The sequence below is a fragment of the Arthrobacter sp. YD4 genome, from assembly GCF_030410515.1.
In the GTDB taxonomy this organism is placed as follows: Bacteria; Actinomycetota; Actinomycetes; order Actinomycetales; family Micrococcaceae; genus Arthrobacter.
The window spans coordinates 92,849-111,304 of record NZ_JAUHHD010000003.1 but is presented as its reverse complement, the minus strand read 5'-3'; the positions used below and the strand labels follow the sequence as shown (position 1 = coordinate 111,304).

The 18,456-nt window shown below is 71.3% G+C and carries 18 protein-coding genes; 5 read left to right on the top strand and 13 right to left on the bottom strand.

The features are described from left to right. Positions 1–13: 13 nt before the first annotated feature. The 3 genes from QWJ39_RS08945 to QWJ39_RS08935 all read right to left on the bottom strand — a co-directional run bounded on the left by QWJ39_RS08945 (position 14) and on the right by QWJ39_RS08935 (position 5,327). Entirely contained in the window at positions 14–3,073 is a 3,060-nt protein-coding gene (locus QWJ39_RS08945) for an SMC family ATPase (protein WP_290257438.1), read from the bottom strand. Then, positions 3,070–4,242, bottom strand: coding sequence for an exonuclease SbcCD subunit D (locus tag QWJ39_RS08940; protein WP_290257437.1), 1,173 nt, complete (start codon positions 4,240–4,242; stop codon positions 3,070–3,072). The genes QWJ39_RS08945 and QWJ39_RS08940 overlap by 4 nt, the downstream gene beginning before the upstream one ends. Positions 4,243–4,319: 77 nt before the next feature. After that, complete coding sequence (locus QWJ39_RS08935; protein ID WP_290257436.1) at positions 4,320–5,327, bottom strand: aquaporin; 1,008 nt, start codon at positions 5,325–5,327, stop codon at positions 4,320–4,322. Between the two features lie 153 nt (positions 5,328–5,480). Here QWJ39_RS08935 and QWJ39_RS08930 point away from each other — a divergent pair, with 153 nt between their 5' ends. Further along, on the top strand, positions 5,481–6,521 hold the full coding sequence (locus QWJ39_RS08930) for an ADP-ribosylglycohydrolase family protein (RefSeq protein WP_290257435.1): 1,041 nt from the start codon (positions 5,481–5,483) through the stop codon (positions 6,519–6,521). On the opposite strand, the gene QWJ39_RS08925 is transcribed toward QWJ39_RS08930, so the two are convergent. Both QWJ39_RS08925 and QWJ39_RS08920 read right to left on the bottom strand, forming a co-directional pair. Continuing rightward, positions 6,508–7,098: a DUF4395 domain-containing protein gene (locus QWJ39_RS08925; protein ID WP_290257434.1), complete on the bottom strand. Its 591-nt coding sequence runs from the start codon at positions 7,096–7,098 to the stop codon at positions 6,508–6,510. The genes QWJ39_RS08930 and QWJ39_RS08925 overlap by 14 nt on opposite strands. A gap of 76 nt (positions 7,099–7,174) precedes the next feature. After that, on the bottom strand, positions 7,175–8,194 hold the full coding sequence (locus QWJ39_RS08920; protein ID WP_290257433.1) for an exonuclease domain-containing protein: 1,020 nt from the start codon (positions 8,192–8,194) through the stop codon (positions 7,175–7,177). 68 nt (positions 8,195–8,262) lie between these two features. Here QWJ39_RS08920 and QWJ39_RS08915 point away from each other — a divergent pair, with 68 nt between their 5' ends. Beyond that, positions 8,263–9,030: a VTT domain-containing protein gene (locus tag QWJ39_RS08915; RefSeq protein WP_290257868.1), complete on the top strand. Its 768-nt coding sequence runs from the start codon at positions 8,263–8,265 to the stop codon at positions 9,028–9,030. Positions 9,031–9,119: 89 nt separating this feature from the next. Here the strand turns inward: QWJ39_RS08915 and rdgB are convergent, their stop codons facing one another. The 7 genes from rdgB to clpS form a co-directional block, all read right to left on the bottom strand. Further along, the gene (gene rdgB / locus QWJ39_RS08910) at positions 9,120–9,770 is read right to left on the bottom strand and encodes an RdgB/HAM1 family non-canonical purine NTP pyrophosphatase (protein ID WP_290257432.1); all 651 of its coding nucleotides are present in this window, start codon (positions 9,768–9,770) and stop codon (positions 9,120–9,122) included. Further along, positions 9,767–10,525 (bottom strand): ribonuclease PH, encoded by a 759-nt coding sequence (gene rph / locus QWJ39_RS08905; RefSeq protein ID WP_290257430.1) that lies wholly within the window; start codon positions 10,523–10,525, stop codon positions 9,767–9,769. The genes rdgB and rph overlap by 4 nt, the downstream gene beginning before the upstream one ends. Positions 10,526–10,558: 33 nt before the next feature. Continuing rightward, positions 10,559–11,356, bottom strand: coding sequence for an MBL fold metallo-hydrolase (locus QWJ39_RS08900; protein ID WP_290257429.1), 798 nt, complete (start codon positions 11,354–11,356; stop codon positions 10,559–10,561). Beyond that, on the bottom strand, positions 11,353–12,342 hold the full coding sequence (murI, locus tag QWJ39_RS08895) for a glutamate racemase (protein WP_290257428.1): 990 nt from the start codon (positions 12,340–12,342) through the stop codon (positions 11,353–11,355). Before murI ends, QWJ39_RS08900 begins: the two co-directional genes overlap by 4 nt. Before the next feature lie 71 nt (positions 12,343–12,413). Beyond that, the gene (locus QWJ39_RS08890) at positions 12,414–12,968 is read right to left on the bottom strand and encodes a DUF2231 domain-containing protein (protein ID WP_290257427.1); all 555 of its coding nucleotides are present in this window, start codon (positions 12,966–12,968) and stop codon (positions 12,414–12,416) included. A gap of 49 nt (positions 12,969–13,017) precedes the next feature. Continuing rightward, positions 13,018–13,578, bottom strand: coding sequence for a DUF2017 domain-containing protein (locus tag QWJ39_RS08885; protein WP_290257426.1), 561 nt, complete (start codon positions 13,576–13,578; stop codon positions 13,018–13,020). Next, positions 13,571–13,936 (bottom strand): ATP-dependent Clp protease adapter ClpS, encoded by a 366-nt coding sequence (gene clpS / locus QWJ39_RS08880; protein ID WP_290257425.1) that lies wholly within the window; start codon positions 13,934–13,936, stop codon positions 13,571–13,573. Before clpS ends, QWJ39_RS08885 begins: the two co-directional genes overlap by 8 nt. A gap of 120 nt (positions 13,937–14,056) precedes the next feature. Here clpS and QWJ39_RS08875 point away from each other — a divergent pair, with 120 nt between their 5' ends. The 3 genes from QWJ39_RS08875 to QWJ39_RS08865 all read left to right on the top strand — a co-directional run bounded on the left by QWJ39_RS08875 (position 14,057) and on the right by QWJ39_RS08865 (position 16,472). After that, positions 14,057–15,385 (top strand): nicotinate phosphoribosyltransferase, encoded by a 1,329-nt coding sequence (locus tag QWJ39_RS08875; protein WP_290257424.1) that lies wholly within the window; start codon positions 14,057–14,059, stop codon positions 15,383–15,385. After that, positions 15,386–16,024 carry an isochorismatase family protein gene (locus tag QWJ39_RS08870; protein WP_290257423.1) on the top strand — a complete coding sequence of 213 codons (639 nt, stop codon included), beginning with the start codon at positions 15,386–15,388 and terminating at the stop codon, positions 16,022–16,024. 82 nt (positions 16,025–16,106) lie between these two features. Continuing rightward, positions 16,107–16,472, top strand: a complete 366-nt coding sequence (locus QWJ39_RS08865) for a hypothetical protein (RefSeq protein ID WP_290257422.1) — start codon at positions 16,107–16,109, stop codon at positions 16,470–16,472. Between the two features lie 112 nt (positions 16,473–16,584). Here the strand turns inward: QWJ39_RS08865 and QWJ39_RS08860 are convergent, their stop codons facing one another. After that, positions 16,585–18,369, bottom strand: coding sequence for a DEAD/DEAH box helicase (locus tag QWJ39_RS08860; protein WP_290257421.1), 1,785 nt, complete (start codon positions 18,367–18,369; stop codon positions 16,585–16,587). Positions 18,370–18,456 lie beyond the last annotated feature (87 nt).

The following is an 18,456-nucleotide window of genomic DNA, read 5'->3' as shown; positions in this document are numbered from 1 at the left end:
CTCCCGGCCGGGCCTAAGCGGGCACCTCGTCGGAGATGTGCAGGGTGGAACCGTTCCGGCCCTTCACCACCTGCAGCTGGGTGGTGATCCGCTGCTTCATCTCGGCGACGTGGCTGACCAGGCCCACCACCCGGCCGCCGTCCCGGAGACCCTCGAGGGCATCCATGACCTGTTCCAGGGACTGCTCGTCCAGGCTGCCGAAGCCCTCGTCCACGAAGAGCGTCTCGATGTCCACGCCGCCGGATTCCATCTGCACCACGTCGGCCAGTCCGAGGGCGAGCGACAGCGACGCCATGAAGGATTCGCCGCCGGAGAGGGTGGCGGTATCCCGCCGCTGGCCAGTCCAGAGGTCCACGACTTCCAGACCGAGGCCGGACTTCTGCCCGCGGGAGGCCTTCGCGTCGGTGTGCTGGAGCGTGTACCGGCCGTCGCTCATGCCGATCAGCCGCTCGGAGGCCGCGTCGGCCACCTGCTCCAGCCGGGCGGCCAGAACGTAGCTGTTCAGGCTCATGCGGTAGCTGTTGTCGCCGCCGCCTCGGGCAGCCTCGGCCACAGCGGTCAGCAGCGCCGCCCGCTCCCGCGGTTCCCGGCCGGCTTCGGCCAGTTCGCTGTAGCGGGAACGGAGACCGGCCAGGGTCCGTGCCGAGGAGGCGGCCAGGCCGGCGGACACCCCGGCTTCCCGGGCCGCGTCCAGCGCCGCGACGGACTCGGACCTGAGCTGTTCGAGGGCACCGGCGGGGACCGGTCCCTGGTCGGCGAGTTCCGCGGCGGCCAGGACCAGGTCCTCCCCCGCGAACAGTTCCTCGAGGCGCGCGGTTTCGTCCCGTCCGGCACGGACCGCGGCTTCCAGGTTGGCGGCTTCCCGGGCGGACAGCAGCATCTCCCGTGCGGCGTTGGCGGAGTCGAAGCCGGCGGCGGGCAGGGCCTGCTCCAGCCGCTCCCGGGCCTCCGCTGTCCGGGCTTGTGCCTGCGCCAGGCTGACGGCGGCCGCGTCGGCGTCTTCGAGGAGGGCAACGGCCGAGTCCACGGCGGCGATGCGGCCGGCCAGTCCGGGGTGCCCGCTTCGGAGGCCCAGCAGGGTGGCGTCGAGCTCGGCGGCCTGGGTGTCCACCTCGACCACGGCGGTACGGGTCCGGGCCAGCTCGGCGGCGGAATCCTCCTCCGCGTCCTCGAGGGCGGAGATCTCCTCGTCCAGCCCCTCGCAGCGGTTCCGGGCGGCTTCGAGGTCTGCAGCAGCCTTCGTGGCCTCCGCGGCCCGTTCCCGGGCGCGCCCGGCATCGCTCAGCGCGTCCTCGAGGGCCGCGTCCCCGCCCTGGGCGGCGAGGACGGCCAGGTGTTGGCGGGCGTCGGCGAGTTCGCGGTCGAGGTCCGCGAGCACCGCTTCGGCCGCCTCGGCGGCGGCCTGGGCTGCCTGCTCGGCGTCGGCTATGGTCAGCGCGGAGGCCGCCAGCGGTGCCGGCGCGGGGTGGTCGGGGCTGCCGCAGACAGCGCAGGGCTCCCCCGGGTGCAGCTGTGCGGCCAGTTCGGCGGCGGCGTTGGCCAGGCGCTCCTCGCGGAGGTCCAGCCAGGCCTGGCGGCGGTCCTGGTGGGTGTCGCGGGCCACGCGGCGCCGCTCGGCCAGCCGGTCGCAGTCCTCCGCGGCCGCGGCGTGCCGCTTCACGACGGCCACGAGTTCGTCGGCCGCGTCGGCTTCCTTGACCCGAAGCTGGAGGTCGGCCGCCGCCTCTTCGAGCGGGGCCAGGGCGTGCCGGAGCCCGAGGGCGTCCGCCCGGAGCGCTTCCAGCCGCGCCGCGGTGGCCGTGCCGGTGTCGGTGAGCCGTTCGACGTCCCGGTGCAGGCCCGCGGAGCGCGTGCGCAGGGCGGCGAGCCGTTCTTCGTCCGGCATCCGTTCGGCCAGGACGGCCCGGAGGCTGCGCAGTCGGGTGACGCCGGAGCGGAGCGCGGCGGGGTCGGGCCCGCCCTGGTGCGGGGCCAGGTCGGGCAGCGCCGCCAGTTCGGGATCGGTGGCAGCTGCGGCGTGCAGGACGGTGGCCGCAGCCTGGGCAGCTTCCCCGGCACGGTCCTCGGCGGCGGTGGCGCCGTCGAGGGTGTCGAGGTGTCCGCCCAGGACTTCCGCCTTACGGTGCCGGGCAAGCCGCTCTTCGGCGGTGCGCAGGTCCGGGGCAGCCGCCTCGGCCAGCTCCCGCCGCTGCCGGGCGGCCGTGAGGCGGGCCTGGCGGGCGGCCCGGGCCGCGAGAGATTCCGCACGGGCGGACAGGTCGGCGGCGGCGGCGTCGGCGTCCCCGGCGGCGGCGCGGCGGGCAGCGCCGGCCGCTTCCGCCTCGCGGCCGTACCAGTCCAGCAGCGCGGCGGGGTCGTCCTGCGAAACGTCTTCCGAACCGCCGTCGGGGTCGATCCCCAGCCCGGCGGCTTCGGTGCCGGCCCGGGCGACGAGCAGCGCCAGCTCGCCGTTGAGGGTCTCTACCTCGGCCCGGGCGGCTGCCGCCTTCCGGCCGAGCTCCTGTTCGACGGCCTCAAACCGCTGGGTCCCGAACAGGCTCTGCAGGAGGGCCAGGCGGTCCGCGGCCTTGGACCGCAGGAACGCGGCGAAGTCCCCCTGCGGAAGCATGACCACCCGGGTGAACTGGTCCCGGTCCATGCCCAGGAGGGCCGTGATCTCGGCCCCGGCCTCGTCGTTGCGGCCCGACTTTTCCACCCAGGTGCCGTCCACCCGCTCCCGGAGCAGGGTGTTCGCCTTTTGCTCGGTGAAGCCGTTCTTGCCCCGGGCGCTGGGCTTGTTCCACGCCGGGGTGCGGGAGACCTCGAAGTGCCGCCCCTTGGCCGAGAATTCGCAGGTGACCCGTGGCTCGGCTCCCGCCTCGGCGTGGTCGCTCCGGAGCCGCTTGCCCTCCTGCCGGGCCCCCGGAACGGAGCCGTAGAGGGCGAAGCAGATGGCATCGAGGACGCTGGTTTTGCCGGCGCCGGTGGCACCGTTGAGCAGGAACAGACCATGGGCGCTGAGCCGGTCAAAGTCGATTTCTTCCGTGCCGGCGAAGGGGCCGAACGCGGAGATTTCCAGGCGGTGGATCCTCATCGGGATACCCCTTCCAGCCGGACCGCTTCGAGTGCCTCGGCAAGGACGGCCGCCTCGGCCTCGGCCGCGCTCCGGCCGCGGACGTGTTCCAGGAAGCCGCAGCAGACAGAGAGGTCGTCGACGGCGGAGGCGAGCCGGCTGCTGTAGCTGGTCTTGGGCGCGTCCTTGGCACCCTCGGGGTCGAAGCCGAGCACGAGGGTATCCGGGAAGCGGGCGCGCAGCCGTTCCATGGCCTGGGCGGGGCGTTGGGCGTCCGTCAGCGTCACCTGGCAGTACGCCGCCTCGGCCCACACCAGCCCGTCGTCGGCGAGCAGCTCCTCGAGCGTCCCGCGGAGCACCGCCAGTTCTCGCGGGGCTTCCCAGTGCACCTCCGTGACGCTGTCCACACCGTCGGCCGTGATGTCCACCAGCCAGCCGCCCTTGCGGTGACGGGCCTCGGAGAAGGAGTAGGCCAGGGGCGATCCGGAGTAGCGGACCGCCGGGGACAGTTCCTGGCGGCCGTGCAGGTGGCCGAGTGCCACGTAGGAGAACCCGTCGAACAGATCCAGCGGCACCGCACCGACGCCGCCGATGCTCAGGTCGCGCTCACTGTTGGAGCTGATCCCGCCGCTGGCGAAGGTGTGGGCCAGCACAACGGAGTGGACCGTGCGCCCGGCGGACCGGGCGGCGAGGTCGGCGCGGACCAGGGTCGTGGCGGCACGGGTGACCTCGAAGTGGCTGGCCGTGTCCACGCCGAGGGCGCCGGCGACCAGCCGGGGTTCCAGCCAGGGGATGCCGTAGATCGCAAGCTGCGGGCCGGCGTCGTCGCCGTTGAGGGGCAGCAGCAGGGGCGTGGCGAGGTCGTCGAGCCTGGTCCGCAGGTGCACGCCGCCGCGTTCCAGCAGCCGGGAAGCGAAGCCGAGCCGGATGGCGGAGTCGTGGTTGCCGCTGGTCAGCACCACCGCGGCGCCGGCGTCGGTCAGCCGCACCAGGGCGTCGTCCAGGAGACCGACGACGTCGACGCCGGGCAGCGCACGGTCGTATACGTCGCCCGCGATGAGGACGACGTCGACCTTTTCGTCGCGGACGAAGGCGACCAGCTGGTCGACAAAGGACCGCTGCGCTTCAAGCATTCCGACGCTGTGGAACGACCGGCCCAGATGCCAGTCCGAGGTGTGCAATAACCGCATGTAACTACGCTAACGGCTGGCACTGACACTCAAGCGCAGGCCCGGCGTCGAGGCCATGTATCGGTGTGTGAGAACGCTTACGGGGTGCGCTTGTCGAAGAAGTCGCGGGCCTCGTCGGCGCGGGCAGGGGCAGCCTTCGCCGGGGCTGTGGGCGCGGTCTCCACGACGTCGACGTCGCTACCCGCGGCCTCCGGGTCCTCAACCTCCGGGTCCTCAACCTCCGGGTCCTCAACCTCCGGGTCCACGATGTTTGGGTCCCCGGCCACGGCAGTGGAATCGGCGGCCACGGCGTCGGGGGCGACGACGGCAGCCTGGGAGAATCCGCGGAAGACCAGGCCGGCAACGGCCGCGCCCACCAGCGGGGCCACCCAGAAGAGCCAGAGCTGGCCCAGGGCATCCGGGCTGCTGAAGATCGCGGAGGCGGTGGCACGGGCCGGGTTGAAGGGGGTGTTGCCGATGCTTTGTCCCAGCTGCAGGAGGCCGGCGTAGCTCAGGCCCACGGCATAGGGCGCGGCGGTCCGGGCGGGGTTGCGGCCGGCGCTGGTGCCGAGGAAGACCGCCACCAGCAGGGCCGCGCCGAGCACCTCCACCAGGAGGACGCCGGGCATCGGGGCCTGGATGATCGAGCGTGAGTCGAAGCCGGCGGCAACCGTGTCGAAGGCGCTTTGGGTGCCGTTGAGCTTGGGTACCGTGCGCAGCACGCCGAAGAGGGCCAGGGCACCGAGCAGGGCACCCACCAACTGCGCCGCCACGTACGCGGCACCCTCAACCAGCCGGGTCCGGCCGGCAATTATGTGGCCCACCGTGACGGCGGGGTTGAAGTGGCCGCCACTGAGGTACCCGAAGGCAAGCATGGCGGCGGTAAGGCCCAGGCCGGCGGCCAGCGGGGCCGGAAGCGGGTTGTACTGCGGCACCGCGAACATCGGGACGCCGAGTCCGATCACGACCGCCAGCAGCGTCCCCAGGCCCTCGGCGGACAACCGGGCCAGCAGCCCGGGCCGTCCGACGGCGGGCTGAACAGCAGCCGGTGCCTGGTCGGAGGGCGGAACGGCGGCGGGCCGGGCATCGGGCGCGGGGTGTGTCATCTCGTGGGGTTTCCTTCGCTTCGGGTCGGGTGCCGCCAGCAGTCTTCCAGCGAAGTCTGGACGTTCGCTGGATCCGGGCCGTATGGCAGGTCCCGTGCAAGGTCCGCGGCAACCGCGTCAGGCCCGTGGGTCCGGGACGGTAAATTTGAAACCATGAACGAGCAGCCCCCGGTCCCGTCGCACGAATCCCGCATCCACGGCTGCCTGCTGGGCGGTGCCCTCGGTGACGCGCTGGGCGCCTCCGGCGGCAGCGCCTCCGGAACGGACGGAACCGGCGTCCTCTCCGGCCGCACCCGGATGACCCTCTATACGGTGGACGGCCTGCTGGAGGCACTGGAGTGGGCCAATTCGGGGGTGGCAGCGGACGCGAACGCCTGCCTCTGGTTGGCCTACCTGCGCTGGCTGGGCACCCAGGGGATGTCGCTGCCGGAGGCGGCCCCGTTCCAGCCGCCGCGTTGGATTGACGGTCACGGCCTGCCGCGGGAGTCCCGCTCCCCCGACCCGGATTCCGTCGCCGCCCTGGTCACCGGCGAGATGGGGACGGTGCAGCGGCCGCTGAACCCGGACTCACGCGGCGGCGGCGCCCTGCTCCGCTCGGCGCCTTTCGGCCTGGTGCCCCACCTGGACGCCGCTGCCGTCTACAAGCTCAGCGCTGACGCGGCGGCACTCACGCACGGGCACCCCTCCGCCCGGCAGAGCGCCGGGGTCCTGAGCCTCACCATCCGGGCCCTGGCCCTGGGCGCGGGCCTGGCGGAGGCCGCCGGCGAGGCGGTCACCCATCTGGCAGGGGCCCCGCTCCCCCGCGGCGAGGACGCCGACACCGGCGTGCTGGAAACGCTCACCGCGGTACTCCGGGCACCGGAAATCTATGCCGCCTCCGCCGGCGGCGCGGACGCCGCGGGCCTCCTCGCCGTCGCACTGTCGGCGGTTTTGACGACGGCGCCGGACGCCACGCACGACGGCAACGACCCGGAGACGGGCCGGACCCACTTCCGGGCGGCCGTCACCGCGGCGGCTGAGCGGGCGGACGATGCCGCCGGCGCGGCCGCCCTCGCCGGTTACCTCCTGGGCGCCCACTACGGAGCGGCGGCCCTCCCTGCGGACTGGCTGGCGGAACTGGAAGCCCCGGAACCGGAGGCCGTGGCACTGGTGAAGGGCATGGCCGAGCGGCTGGCGGCGGTTACCGGCGCCTGAACGAGACGTTGTTGCAGGCCTCGCAGACGTCGGCCGGGATGAGTCCCCGGCGCTGCAGCAGGCCGAAGATGGCGCAGCCCAGGCAGAAGCCGGCGAACGCCTCGAGCGAGGCCGCCACGATCAGCAGGCCCAGGAGGACCCAGGCGGCGGGCGCCACGCCCGTGGCGAAGAGAATGGCCGCCGTCGTCGAGAGGGCGGCGCCAATGCCCTGGGCGAAGCGCTTGGGCGGCCCAGGGACCAGCCGCTTCCGGCCGAGCGCCGGCGTGAGCACCTTGACCGAGAGGATGCCGAAGGGCGAGATCCGCGGCCCGAAGAGCACCCGCAGCCAGAAGCCGACGGCGATGACGGCCAGGCCCCAGCCGGAGCCCGTGAGCAGGGTCGCCACGGACAGCAGCACCACGAGCGCCGCCGTGATGCGGGCGGAGTATTCGTTCACCGGATTGGGGAAGGCGAAGACCCTGCCCCAGTCCACTCCGCCGCGGGCGGGCGGAACGGTGACGAGGTTGGCCTGAGCAGTGTCGAAGCTGACCGGGCCCCGGGAGGCCGGCCGGGCAGGTGAAGAGATCAGTTTGCTCATCATTTAAGGCTAGAAGCCCCGGGCGCGGGGCCGAAATGAATGTTGCGTCATGTGAAGCCGGCCGGAACCGACGGCCTCAGACCGCCCGGGCCGCGGGGACGGAGTGGCCGCCCACCATCTGCAGGAATTCACCCTCGGACAGGACCTCGATGCGCTGGCCGCGCTGGTGCAGCTCCAGCACGCGCCGGGCCTTGCCCGTCAGCCGGCCGGAACGCAGGTCCGCCGCGACGAAGCCGTCGCCCACCACCAGCACGGTGGTGCGCCCGGTCACCCGGCTCTCCGGCGCGGCGCCCAGCTCGGCCGAGCGCACCTTGGCCTCCTGCCTCGGGATGGCCAGTTCGCCGGTGAAGACCACGGTCTGGCCGAAGAGCGGGTGCCCCGGTTCGGCCAGCGGGTTCGGCGGCGGGTTTTCACCCTCCTCCGGCCAGCCGGCGCGGTACGGGCGGGTCACTGCCGGGCCCTGTCCGGCGGCGAGCGCTTCCAGCGCCGACTGGCTGGCCTTGGACAGCGGGTCGCGCCGCGGGTCGAAGGCCGGTTGCCGGGACACGGTGAGCCCCAGGGACAAGTAGAGTTCGGCGATGCTGGCGGCGCCGTTGCGGGCCGCGATATCGATCAGGATCCCGGCGCAGGCACGGGCGTCCTCGGCGGCGTCGTGGTGGTTGACCAGCGGCACGCCCGCCTCTTCCGCCGCGTAGGGCAGGGAGTTGGAGACCAGCGAATAGCAGCGGCGGGAGAGCATCACGGTGCAGACGTAGTCGTAGGCCGGCCCCGGCAGGCCGGAGACCTCGAGGCCGGACCGGATGACGCCCAGGTCGAAGGCCGCGTTGTGGGCGGCCAGGATGTCCTCGCCGATGAATGCGCCGATCTCCGGGAAGAGCTCACCGAAGCGGGGCCGGCCGGCGACGTGCTCGGGCCGGATGCCGTGGATGCGCACGTTGTGGTGGTCGAAGATGTCGTGGCCGGCGGGAGGACGCATCAGCCAGGACGCCTCCTCCACCACGACGCCGTTGCGGACCTTGCTCAGGCCGACCGAGCAGGCGGAGCCCCGGAACCCGTTCGCCGTCTCGAAGTCGATCGCCGTAAAGTCCAAAGCCACGCCCCATACTTTACCGCCGGAACCGGCAGGCCCTTCTCCAGTACGCTTGGAGGGTGAACCCAAATACCCTGCACGACCTCGCCGTGTCCACCCTCGGCGGCGCCGGCCCGGTCCAGCCGCACATGGCCTCGTTCCTGCCCGATTGGCTCAACCCCCAGGTCTTCCTGGCCGATCCCGCCCTGGCCCCCTGGGTCGTCCTGCTGGTCTGCGGCATCATCTTCGCCGAGACCGGCCTGCTGGTCGGTTTCTTCCTGCCGGGTGATTCCATGCTGTTCACCGCGGGCCTGCTGGTCGCCACGGGCACCATCCAGTTCAACATCTGGGCGTTCGCCGCCCTGATCGTGGTCTCCGCGATCATCGGCAACCAGGCCGGCTACCTGATCGGCTCCAAGGCCGGCCCCGCGATCTTCAACAAGCCCGACTCCAAGCTCTTCAAGCGCGAGAACGTCGAGAGCGCCCACGCGTTCTTCGAGAAGCACGGCGGCAAAGCCCTGATCCTGGCCCGCTTCGTCCCGATTATCCGCACCTTCGTGCCGGTGATCGTAGGCGTCGCGCAGATGAGCAAGCGCAAGTTCTTCCTCTACAACGTCATTGGCGCGGCGCTGTGGGGCGGCGGCGTGACGCTGCTGGGCTACCTGCTGGGCGACACCGTGCCGTGGGTCCGCGACAACCTGGACATCATCTTCATCGTGATCGTCCTGGTCTCCGTGGTGCCGATCGCCATTGAGGTCATCCGCGGCATGATCGCCAAGCGCCAGGCCGCGAAGTACGGCACCGACGTCGTCGATGAATTCATCGAGGAACACGAGCCCGAAGAAGAGCGCAAGACGCCCTGACCCCCGCCGCGGCCTGAACCGTCACAACGCACAAAGGATGGCGTCCCACCGAGGTGGGGCGCCATCCTTTTTTGCAGTGCTAAACGCGGTTACCGTCCGGCCAGTGCCTCCACGATCGCCGGCAGCAGCGCGCGGAAGGCCTGCCCGCGGTGGCTGATGGCGTTCTTCTCCTCCGGGCTGAGCTCGGCGCAGCTGCGGTCCAGCCCGCTCGGCTGCAGCACCGGATCGTAGCCGAAGCCGCCGGCGCCGCGCGGCTCGCGCAGCAGGGTGCCCTCCAGCTGGCCGTACTCCACTACCTCACGTCCCTCCCCCGCCGCCGACGCGGGAACGGCCAGCGCGGCGGCGCAGACGAACGCGGCGCCGCGGAAGCCGTCCGGGACGTCGGAGAGCTGGTTCAGCAGCAGTTCGAGGTTCGCGGCGTCGTCGCCGTGCCGGCCGGCCCAGCGGGCGGAGAAGATCCCCGGCGCCCCGCCGAGCACGTCCACGGCCAGGCCGGAGTCGTCCGCAATCGACACCAGCCCGGTGGCCTCCGCCACGGCGCGGGCCTTCAGCAGCGAGTTCTCGGCGAAAGTCACGCCGGATTCGACGACGTCGGGAGCCCCCACGGCGCCGGCGTCCACCACCTGCGTGTCCACGTCCAGGCCCGGGATCTGCCCCCGGAGCAGCTCCCGGAGCTCCCGGAGCTTGCCCTGGTTGTGGGTGGCGAGAACGAGGACAGGTGCGGCTGCCTCGCCGCTCACGGGGCCTCGGCCAGGGTCTCGCGCTGGATCGCGGCGAGCTGTTCGGTGCCCAGCAGGGCCAGGTCCAGCAGCTTGTTCAGCTCGTCCCGGTCGAACGGGGCGCCCTCGGCGGTGCCCTGGACCTCGACGAACTTGCCGGAGCCGGTCACCACCACGTTCATGTCGGTCTCGGCGCGGACGTCCTCGACGTAGGGCAGATCCAGCATCGGAATGCCGTCGATGATGCCCACCGAGACGGCGGCGATGGTGTCAGTCAGCGGCTCGGCGTTGCGGGCGATCAGCTTGTTCTCCCGGGCGTAGCGGATCGCCTCGGCGAGGGCGACGTAGGCGCCGGTGATCGCCGCGGTGCGGGTACCGCCGTCGGCCTGGAGCACGTCGCAGTCCAGCACGATGGTGTTCTCGCCCAGGGCCTTGGTGTCGATGATGGAGCGGAGGGAGCGGCCGATCAGGCGGGAGATCTCGTGGGTGCGGCCGCCGATCTTGCCCTTGACGGATTCGCGGGCGGAGCGGGTGTTCGTGGCCCGGGGCAGCATGGCGTACTCGGCGGTGACCCAGCCGCGGCCCTCGCCTTTGAGCCAGCGGGGCACGCCCTCGGTCAGCGAGGCGGTGCACAGCACCCGGGTGTTGCCGAATTCGATCAGCGCGGAGCCTTCGGCCTGGTTGGACCAGCCGCGGGTGATGCTGATGGGGCGGAGCTGGTCCGGGGTCCGGCCGTCGGCGCGGAGAACGGGGGCAGTGGGAGCTTCGGAAGTCATGCCCCCTAGCTTATCGACAGCCGGGCGGCCCGGTCAGACGGTGTAGTGCACCCCGGCGACGGCGACGGCGACGTGCGGTCCGAAGACCTCCTTCGCCTCCGCCATCACGGTCGTGTGCGAGGTCCAGACCGGGATGTGCGTGAGCAGCAGCCGGCGGGCGCCGGCGGCGAAGGCGGCCTCGCCGGCGCGCTTGCCGGTCAGGTGCACGTCCTTGATGCCGTCGTCGCGGCCCTCCTCGAAGGCCGCCTCGCAGAGGAACAGGTCCGCGTCGCGCGCGGCATCCTCGAGCCCGGTGCAGGAGTCGGTGTCGCCGGAGTAGCTGAGCACCCGGGTCACCGGGTTGCCGTCCTTGTCCGGCTCGGTGACCTCCACGCGCAGGGCGTAGGCCTCCTCGACGGGGTGGTTGACCGCGTACGGGGTGATGGTGAAGGGCCCCATCGTCACCGGGCAGCGTTCGGCCCAGTTGCTGAAGTCGAATTCCTCGTGCATCCCCGGGTCGAGGTCCAGCCCGTAGGCCGTGGCCATCCGATCCGCCGTCGCCGCCGGCCCCCAGACGGGGATCCGCCCCCGGCCCCAACCGCCCGGCTTCCAGCGCACCGCCACGTGCAGGCCGCAGAGGTCCATGCAGTGGTCGGGATGCAGGTGGGTGAGGAAGATGCCGTCGATGTCCTCGAGGTCGGTGTAGCGCTGGATGGCGCCGAGCGCCCCGCTGCCGAGGTCCAGCACCACCTTCCAGCGCCGCTCGCCGTCGTCGGCGGTCAACAGGTAGCACGACGCCGGCGAGCCGGGGCCGGGAAACGAGCCGGTGCACCCGACGATGGTGAGCTTCACAGGCCGCTGGTCCGCGGCGGGGAGACCTGTGCGGCGGAGGAGACGAAGTTGGAGATCCGGGGCCCGCCGACGGCGGCCTGGGCGGCGGCGATCATCTCCGGGGTGATGCGGGCCAGGCTGCCGGTTGGGTACTGCGCCGCGACGTGGTCCACATGCCGGACGCTGAGCACCTCCGGGCCGAGGAAGCGGCGCGCCAGGTGTTCGAACTGCGCGGCGTCCCCGGTGGCGATGAAGTTGTGTTCCGGGGCGGTGCTGCCGGCTCGTTCCAGTCCGCGTGAGGCCAGGGCCCGGTAGACGTCCTTGGCGGTTTCCTCGGCACTGGAGACGAGAGTGACGTCCTCTCCCATGACGAAGGAGATCACGCCGGTCAGCAGCGGGTAGTGCGTGCAGCCGAGCACCACGGTGTCCACCTTGGCGGCGATCAGCGGGGCGAGGTATTCGCGGGCCACGGCCAGCAGCTCGGGGCCGGTGGTGATGCCGGCCTCGACGTAGGGCACGAAGGCCGGGCACGCCGCGGAGGTGATCTGCAGGTCCGGCGCCGCGGCGAAGGTGTCCTCGTAGGCGCGGGAGCCGACCGTAGCGGAGGTGCCGATGACGCCGACGCGGCCGGTGCGGGTGGCGGAGACGGCCCGGCGGACCGCGGGCTGGATGACCTCGATGACGGGGATGCCGTAGCGGGCGGTGTAGCGTTCGCGGGCGTCGCGGAGCACGGCGGCGGAGGCGGAGTTGCAGGCGATGGTCAGGAGCTTGACCCCGGAGTCGACCAGTTCGTCCATGACGCCAAGGGCGTTGGCGCGGACCTCGGCGATCGGCAACGGGCCGTAGGGGCCGTGCGCGGTGTCGCCGACGTACAGGATGGACTCGTTGGGCAGCTGGTCGATGATGGAGCGTGCCACCGTGAGGCCGCCGACGCCGGAGTCGAAAACGCCGATGGGGCGTTCGGCCAGTGCCGAGGTCTCGGGGTCCGTGCTCGATGCTGAAGTCATGGTTCTACGAGAATAGGGCTTCGCCCCGGGCCGGACCATGACATTGTGTCGAGCAACTCGTGTGCAATGGATCACACGGCGGCGGCGGAACGGCGGGCGGTGCCGCGGTTCAACGCCAGGTGGCCGCCGAGGAATCCCGCGGCCGCGGCCACCGCATTACCGGCCAGGCCCAGCCGGACCCCGGCCGCGTGCCGGCCGCGCAGCCGGGCGATCAGCGAGCCCAGGAAGAGAAAGGTTGCGGCGTCGGTGCCGAGGGCGTGGACGGCGCCGATCCGGTGCTCCTCCCCCTCCGTCTCGGACCAGTCCGCGGCACCGGCAAACGCCGTCGGAACCGCCGCCGCGAGGCCCGCAGCGGTCAGCACCGTGGCCGCAGGCCGGGAGGCAGGACCGCCGGCTATATCCAGGATCGCGGCGCTGAGCCAGCAACCCAGGGTGACGTCGGTGAGCATCGGGTGGACCGAGTGGCCGAGGGTTCCGCTGTGCAGCGGGGTGCGCCGCGCCCAGTCGATGACCGGCCCGTAGATCGCCTCCTGCGCGGCGCCGATCCGGCCGGCCGCGGCACTGCGGCCCAGGGCCCCGGTGAGGCGCTCCGGGAGGGAAAACTCGTCGCGGGAAAGTCCGTCCACGGCGGATCACGCTACGCCGCGGGCTGGGGGGTGTACAGGGCCGGGCGGCCTAGGCCTCGAGGGACGCCAGCATCGCCTGGACGAGGGATTCCTGCAGCCAGGTGGTGAAGTTGTAGACCAGGGCCAGATAGCTTTCGACGTCTTCGGCCTGGGACCAGTCCTGCATCCGGTGCACGTGTTCGGCGTCGGCGTCGTCGCGGATGTCGAGGCGCTCGGCGAGGACCAGGCGGACATCGTTCAGCGCGGTGGACCAGTGCCGGGCGTCGGCGGGGGTCAGCACCAGTTCCTCCTTGTCGAGGCCCAGCGAGGCGGCCTTCAGGGCGCCGATCTTGCTCTCCCGCAGCGAGCGCTCCGTGTACCGGCGGAACTCCAGGGAGGCCTCGGCGTCGTTCTTGGAGACGTTGGGCAGCAGCCGGCGCAGGGCGCGGTCGGAGGGTTCACGCGCCTCCGTGTCCAACCCCACGAGGGCCGCGAGTGGATCCTCATTGGCGCGTTCGTGCGGCTCCAGCATGGAGATGACGTCGTCGAAGAGGCTGCGCAGCAGGTCGCGCTCGGCCGGTTCGAGGTAGCCGGTGATGCCCTTGAGGCCGTATTTGAATGCCTTAGCCACGTTTTCCCTTGCCCTTGCCCGATCCGTTGCCGGGGCCGCCGCTGGCCTTCTCCACGGTGGCCCAGAGGCCGTAGCCGTGCATGGCCACCGCGTGCTGTTCGACCTGTTCCTTGCTGCCGTGCGCCACGATGGAGCGGCCCTTCTTGTGGACCTCCAGCATGAGCTTGGTCGCCTTGGCCTCGGAGTAGCCGAAGTAGCTGCGGAAAACGTAGCTGACGTAGCTCATCAGGTTCACGGGATCGTTCCAGATCACGAGGTTCCAGGGGATGTCCGGGGCCGTCAGGACGTCGGTGGACGTCGCCGTTCCGGTGTGGGTGCCGGCCTCGGTATCGGGGCCAAGCGCAACGCTGAGGGTCATTGGTCCATTCTATGGCGATGAAGGAGCCCGGCTGGAGCCGGTGGGTGGGCCCCCGACGGCGAGGGCCCCGCGTCGAAGCGGAGCGAGACGAGGGAGCCGTCGGGGACTAGAGTAAATTTCGTGAGCACCTCCGCCGGCTGGGACCACCCCCGCACGTCCTTGTACACCGACCATTACGAGCTGACCATGCTTCAGGCCGCCCTGCACTCGGGCGCGGCCCACCGCAAGTCGGTGTTCGAGGCCTTCGCCCGCCGGCTGCCCGAGGGCCGCCGCTATGGCATCGTCGCCGGTACCGGCCGCCTGCTTGAGGGCATCGCGAACTTCCGCTTCGGCCCCGGGGAAATCGACTTCCTGCGCAGCACCGGCGTGGTCAACGAACAAACCCTGGAGTACCTCGCGGACTTCTCCTTCTCCGGCGACATCTGGGGCTACGCCGAGGGCGACGCGTACTTTCCCAACTCCCCCATCCTGATCGTTGAGTCGACCTTCGCCGAGGCCTGCGTCCTGGAGACCTACATCCTCTCGATCCTCAACCACGACTCCGCCATCGCCTCCGCCGCGTCCCGGATGATCACCGCTGCCGGCACCCGGCCGTGCGTGGAGATGGGCTCCCGCCGCACCCAGGAGGAATCCGCCGTCGCCGCCGCCCGCGCCGCCGTGATCGCCGGCTTCGCCAGCACCTCCAACCTGGAGGCCGGCCGCCGCTACGGCATCAAGACCGTCGGCACCGCGGCCCACTCCTTCACCCTGCTGCACGACACCGAACGGGACGCCTTCGAGGCCCAGCTGGCCTCGATGGGAGCGGGCACGGCGCTGCTGGTGGACACCTACGACGTCGAGGCCGCCGTGCGCACCGCCGTCGACCTCGCCGGGGACAAGCTCGGCGCCGTCCGACTGGACTCCGGCGACCTGGTGGCCCAGGCCCAGTGGGTACGCCAGCTCCTCGATGACCTCGGCAACGTCAACACCCGCATCATCGTCACCTCCGACCTCGACGAGTTCGCCATCGCCGCCCTGCAGTCCGCCCCGGTGGATTCCTACGGCGTCGGCACCTCCCTGGTCACCGGGTCCGGCGCGCCGACGGCAAGCCTGGTCTACAAGCTCGTCAGCCGCACCAACGACGACGGCGAGTTCGTCGCGGTCGCGAAGGCGGCGAAGAACAAGGCGAGCAAGGGCGGCCGCAAATACGCGCTGCGCCGGCTCAACGACCGCGGCATCGCGACCCAGGAGATCGTCGGCATCGGCCACCGGCCCGAGGACGACGGCAACGACCGCCAGCTGCTGCAGCAGTTCATCAAGAACGGCGAGCTGCTTCCCGGCTGGACCGGCCCCGAGGGGGTGGTGCGCGCCCGCGACCGGCACGCCGCCTCCATGGCCGAACTGCCGCCCGTGGTCAACCGGCTGCAGCGCGGCGAACCGGCCATCCCCACCGTCTACGAGGAGGACTGAATGTCCCGCGCCCTGATCGTTGTCGACGTACAGAACGACTTCTGCGAGGGCGGTTCCCTGGCCGTTGAAGGCGGGGCGGCACTGGCCGCGGAGATCAGCGAATACGTCGACGCCCACCACGGGCAGTTCGACCACGTCGTGGCCACCCAGGACTGGCATGTCGATCCGGGCGCGCACTTCTCGGACACGCCCGACTTTGTTGAGAGCTGGCCGCGGCACTGCGTCGCCGGCACCCGCGGGGCGGAGCTGCACCCGGACCTGGACACCGAATACATCCAGGCCTATTTCCGCAAGGGCCAGTACACGGCCGCCTACTCCGGTTTCGAGGGCCTGCTTGCCCCGGACGACGCCGTACCCACCGGCGACCGGACGCCCGGCGCGCTGCCGGCGGCCGGCCCGGCCGGCGGCCAGGAGGGTGACGAGGACGCGATCGGGCTGGACGACTGGCTGCAGAGCCACGACGTCGAAGAGGTTGTGGTCGTGGGGATCGCCGCCGACTACTGCGTCAAGGCCACGGCCCTGGACGCGGTCCAGGCCGGCTATACCGTCACCGTCCCGCGCAACCTGACCGTGGGCATCGCCGACGACCTCGAGGACACCTTCGCCGAGATGGAACTCGGCGGCGTCGAGCTGGACTGAGATCGCGGCCCCGGCGCCGCGCACAGTAGACTCGGAATCCTTGCCAGTAACGTCGGAACAGTAAATCCCGGAGTACATCATCATGAAGAAGACCCTGACCGTCCTGCTCGCTGCCGGGACCATCCTCGGAGCGGCCGCTTGCTCGGCCCCGAAGATGACCACCGCCGAGACCTGCGACCGGATCAAGACGATCACCAGCTCCCCGTCCTCCAGCTCGGACAAGTTCGGCATGACCCGCCTGGCAAACCAGATCCGCCCGATCCAGGCCACCGCCTCCGAGGAACTGCAGGCACCGCTGCAGTCGATCGTTGATTACCTGGACGAGGCCGCCGAGAAGGACCCGGACCAGGGCAAGCTCGACGAGCTCAAGGGCAAGTACACCTCGGCCGGCCAGACCTTCTCCCAGGCCTGCGGCGGCGGCGCCCAGTCCGGCCAGCCGAACCAGTAGCAGCTCCCCCGAACGACACGAAAAGGGACCGGATCACTCCGGTCCCTTTTTCGTGCCGTGACTCCGGGGCGCCCGGGCGCACCGGGCGTACCGGGCCCCGCGGGGCGTCCGGCTACTTCCGGCCGATGAACCAGTCCTGCAGCTTCCGCAGCCGGCTCTGCAGCTGTTCCTCGTTGGCCTGGGCGACGGGCGGGCCGCCGCAGACCGTGCGCAGCTTGGTGTGGATGACCCCGTGCGGGGTGCCGGTCCGGGCGGACCAGGCGGCGACGTTCTTGGCCAGTTCGGTGCGCAGGTCCATCAGCATCCGGTGGTCCGGGACCGCCGGCACCGGCTCGGAGGCCGCCGCCTGCGGGGCGCGCTTGTTCTTGCGGCTGAGCTGTTCGTGCTGGCGCTGGCGCAGCAGAGTGCCCACCTGTTCGGCGTCAAGCAGGCCCGGAATGCCGAGGAAGTCCAGCTCGTCCTCGGAGCCGACCTCGCCGCCGGTGCCGAATTCGCCGCCGTCGAACAGCACCCGGTCGAAGGACGCCTGGGAATCCAGGGCCTCGAACTTGCCCTTCATCAGCGTGTCCGAGGCCTTCTCCTCGCGGTTCGCCTCGTCCATCAGCGAATCCTCGGGGTTGAACAGCCCGTCCGCGTCTTCCTTCTCCGGGCGGTCCAGTGCGTGGTCCCGCTCGGCCTCCATCGAGTTCGCCAGCGCCATCAGCTGCGGTACCGAGGGCAGGAACACCGACGCCGTTTCGCCGCGCTTGCGGGCACGCACGAAGCGGCCCACGGCCTGGGCGAAGAATAGCGGCGTGGAGGTCGACGTCGCGTACACGCCCACCGAGAGGCGGGGCACGTCGACGCCTTCGGAGACCATCCGCACCGCGACCATCCAGCGCTTCTCCCCGGCGGAGAACTCCTCGATCTTGGAGGAGGCCTTGGCGTCGTCGGAGAGGATCACGGTGGGTGACTCGCCCGTGATCCGTTTCAGCTGCCCGGCGTAGGCCCGGGCGTCCTCGTGGTCGGTGGCGATGACCAGACCGCCGGCGTCGGGCACCGTGCGCCGGACCTCGCTCAGGCGCTTGTCCGCCCCGGCCAGCACGGCCGGGATCCATTCGCCGGCCGGGTTCAGCGCGGTGCGCCACGCCTGGGATGTGATGTCCTTGGTGACGGCGGCTTCGCCGAGGGAGGCCGCCATCTCGTCGCCCGCGCTGGTGCGCCAGCGCATCTGCCCGGAGTAGGCCATGAACATCACCGGACGGACCACGTGGTCGCGCAGCGCCTTGCCGTAGCCGTAGGTGTAGTCGGCCTTGGAGCGGCGGATGCCGTCGCGGTCCTCCGCGTACTCGACGAACGGGATCGGGGAGGTGTCCGAGCGGAATGGGGTACCGGTCAGGGACAGCCGGCGCGCGGCCGGGTCGAAGGCCTCGCGGAGCCCGTCGCCCCAGGAGAGCGCCTCGCCGCCGTGGTGGATCTCATCCAGGATCACCAGGGTGCGGGCGGCCTCGGTCTTGGCCCGGTGCAGCATCGGCTTGCTGGCCACCTGCGCGTACGTGACGGCGACGCCGATGAAGCCGCGGCCGTGCTGGCCGTCGGCGTTCTTGAAGTTCGGGTCGATGGCGATGCCCACCTTCGCGGCGGCGTCCGCCCACTGGCGCTTGAGGTGGTCCGTGGGCGCCACGATGGTCACGCGGTTGACCACGCCCGAATCGATCAGCATGGAGGCCACCCGGAGGGCGAACGTAGTCTTACCGGCCCCGGGGGTTGCGACGGCAAGGAAGTCCCGGGGGTTGGTGGCGAAGTAGTTATCCAGCGCCTCCTGCTGCCAGGCACGCAGTTTCGGCGCGGTTCCCCACGCGGCCCGCTCGGGATAGGCGGGCGGCAGCACGGGACCGCCGAACAGTGTTTCCGTCACTTAGCGGGCCTCCCGTCCATACGCGTCTGTTGGTTCGGGAAAAGCCCCACTAAGCACAAAAACACCAATCTTTTTCGGTTGAACCGG

Excerpts from the sequence above, each read along its gene's own strand:
- QWJ39_RS08945 (WP_290257438.1), bottom strand. The coding sequence starts at position 3,073 with ATGAGGATCCACCGCCTGGAAATCTCCGCGTTCGGCCCCTTCGCCGGC.
- QWJ39_RS08940 (WP_290257437.1), bottom strand. The coding sequence starts at position 4,242 with ATGCGGTTATTGCACACCTCGGACTGGCATCTGGGCCGGTCGTTCCAC.
- QWJ39_RS08935 (WP_290257436.1), bottom strand. The coding sequence starts at position 5,327 with ATGACACACCCCGCGCCCGATGCCCGGCCCGCCGCCGTTCCGCCCTCC.
- QWJ39_RS08930 (WP_290257435.1), top strand. The coding sequence starts at position 5,481 with ATGAACGAGCAGCCCCCGGTCCCGTCGCACGAATCCCGCATCCACGGC.
- QWJ39_RS08925 (WP_290257434.1), bottom strand. The coding sequence starts at position 7,098 with ATGAGCAAACTGATCTCTTCACCTGCCCGGCCGGCCTCCCGGGGCCCG.
- rph (WP_290257430.1), bottom strand. The coding sequence starts at position 10,525 with ATGACTTCCGAAGCTCCCACTGCCCCCGTTCTCCGCGCCGACGGCCGG.
- murI (WP_290257428.1), bottom strand. The coding sequence starts at position 12,342 with ATGACTTCAGCATCGAGCACGGACCCCGAGACCTCGGCACTGGCCGAA.
- clpS (WP_290257425.1), bottom strand. The coding sequence starts at position 13,936 with ATGACCCTCAGCGTTGCGCTTGGCCCCGATACCGAGGCCGGCACCCAC.
- QWJ39_RS08870 (WP_290257423.1), top strand. The coding sequence starts at position 15,386 with ATGTCCCGCGCCCTGATCGTTGTCGACGTACAGAACGACTTCTGCGAG.
- QWJ39_RS08865 (WP_290257422.1), top strand. The coding sequence starts at position 16,107 with ATGAAGAAGACCCTGACCGTCCTGCTCGCTGCCGGGACCATCCTCGGA.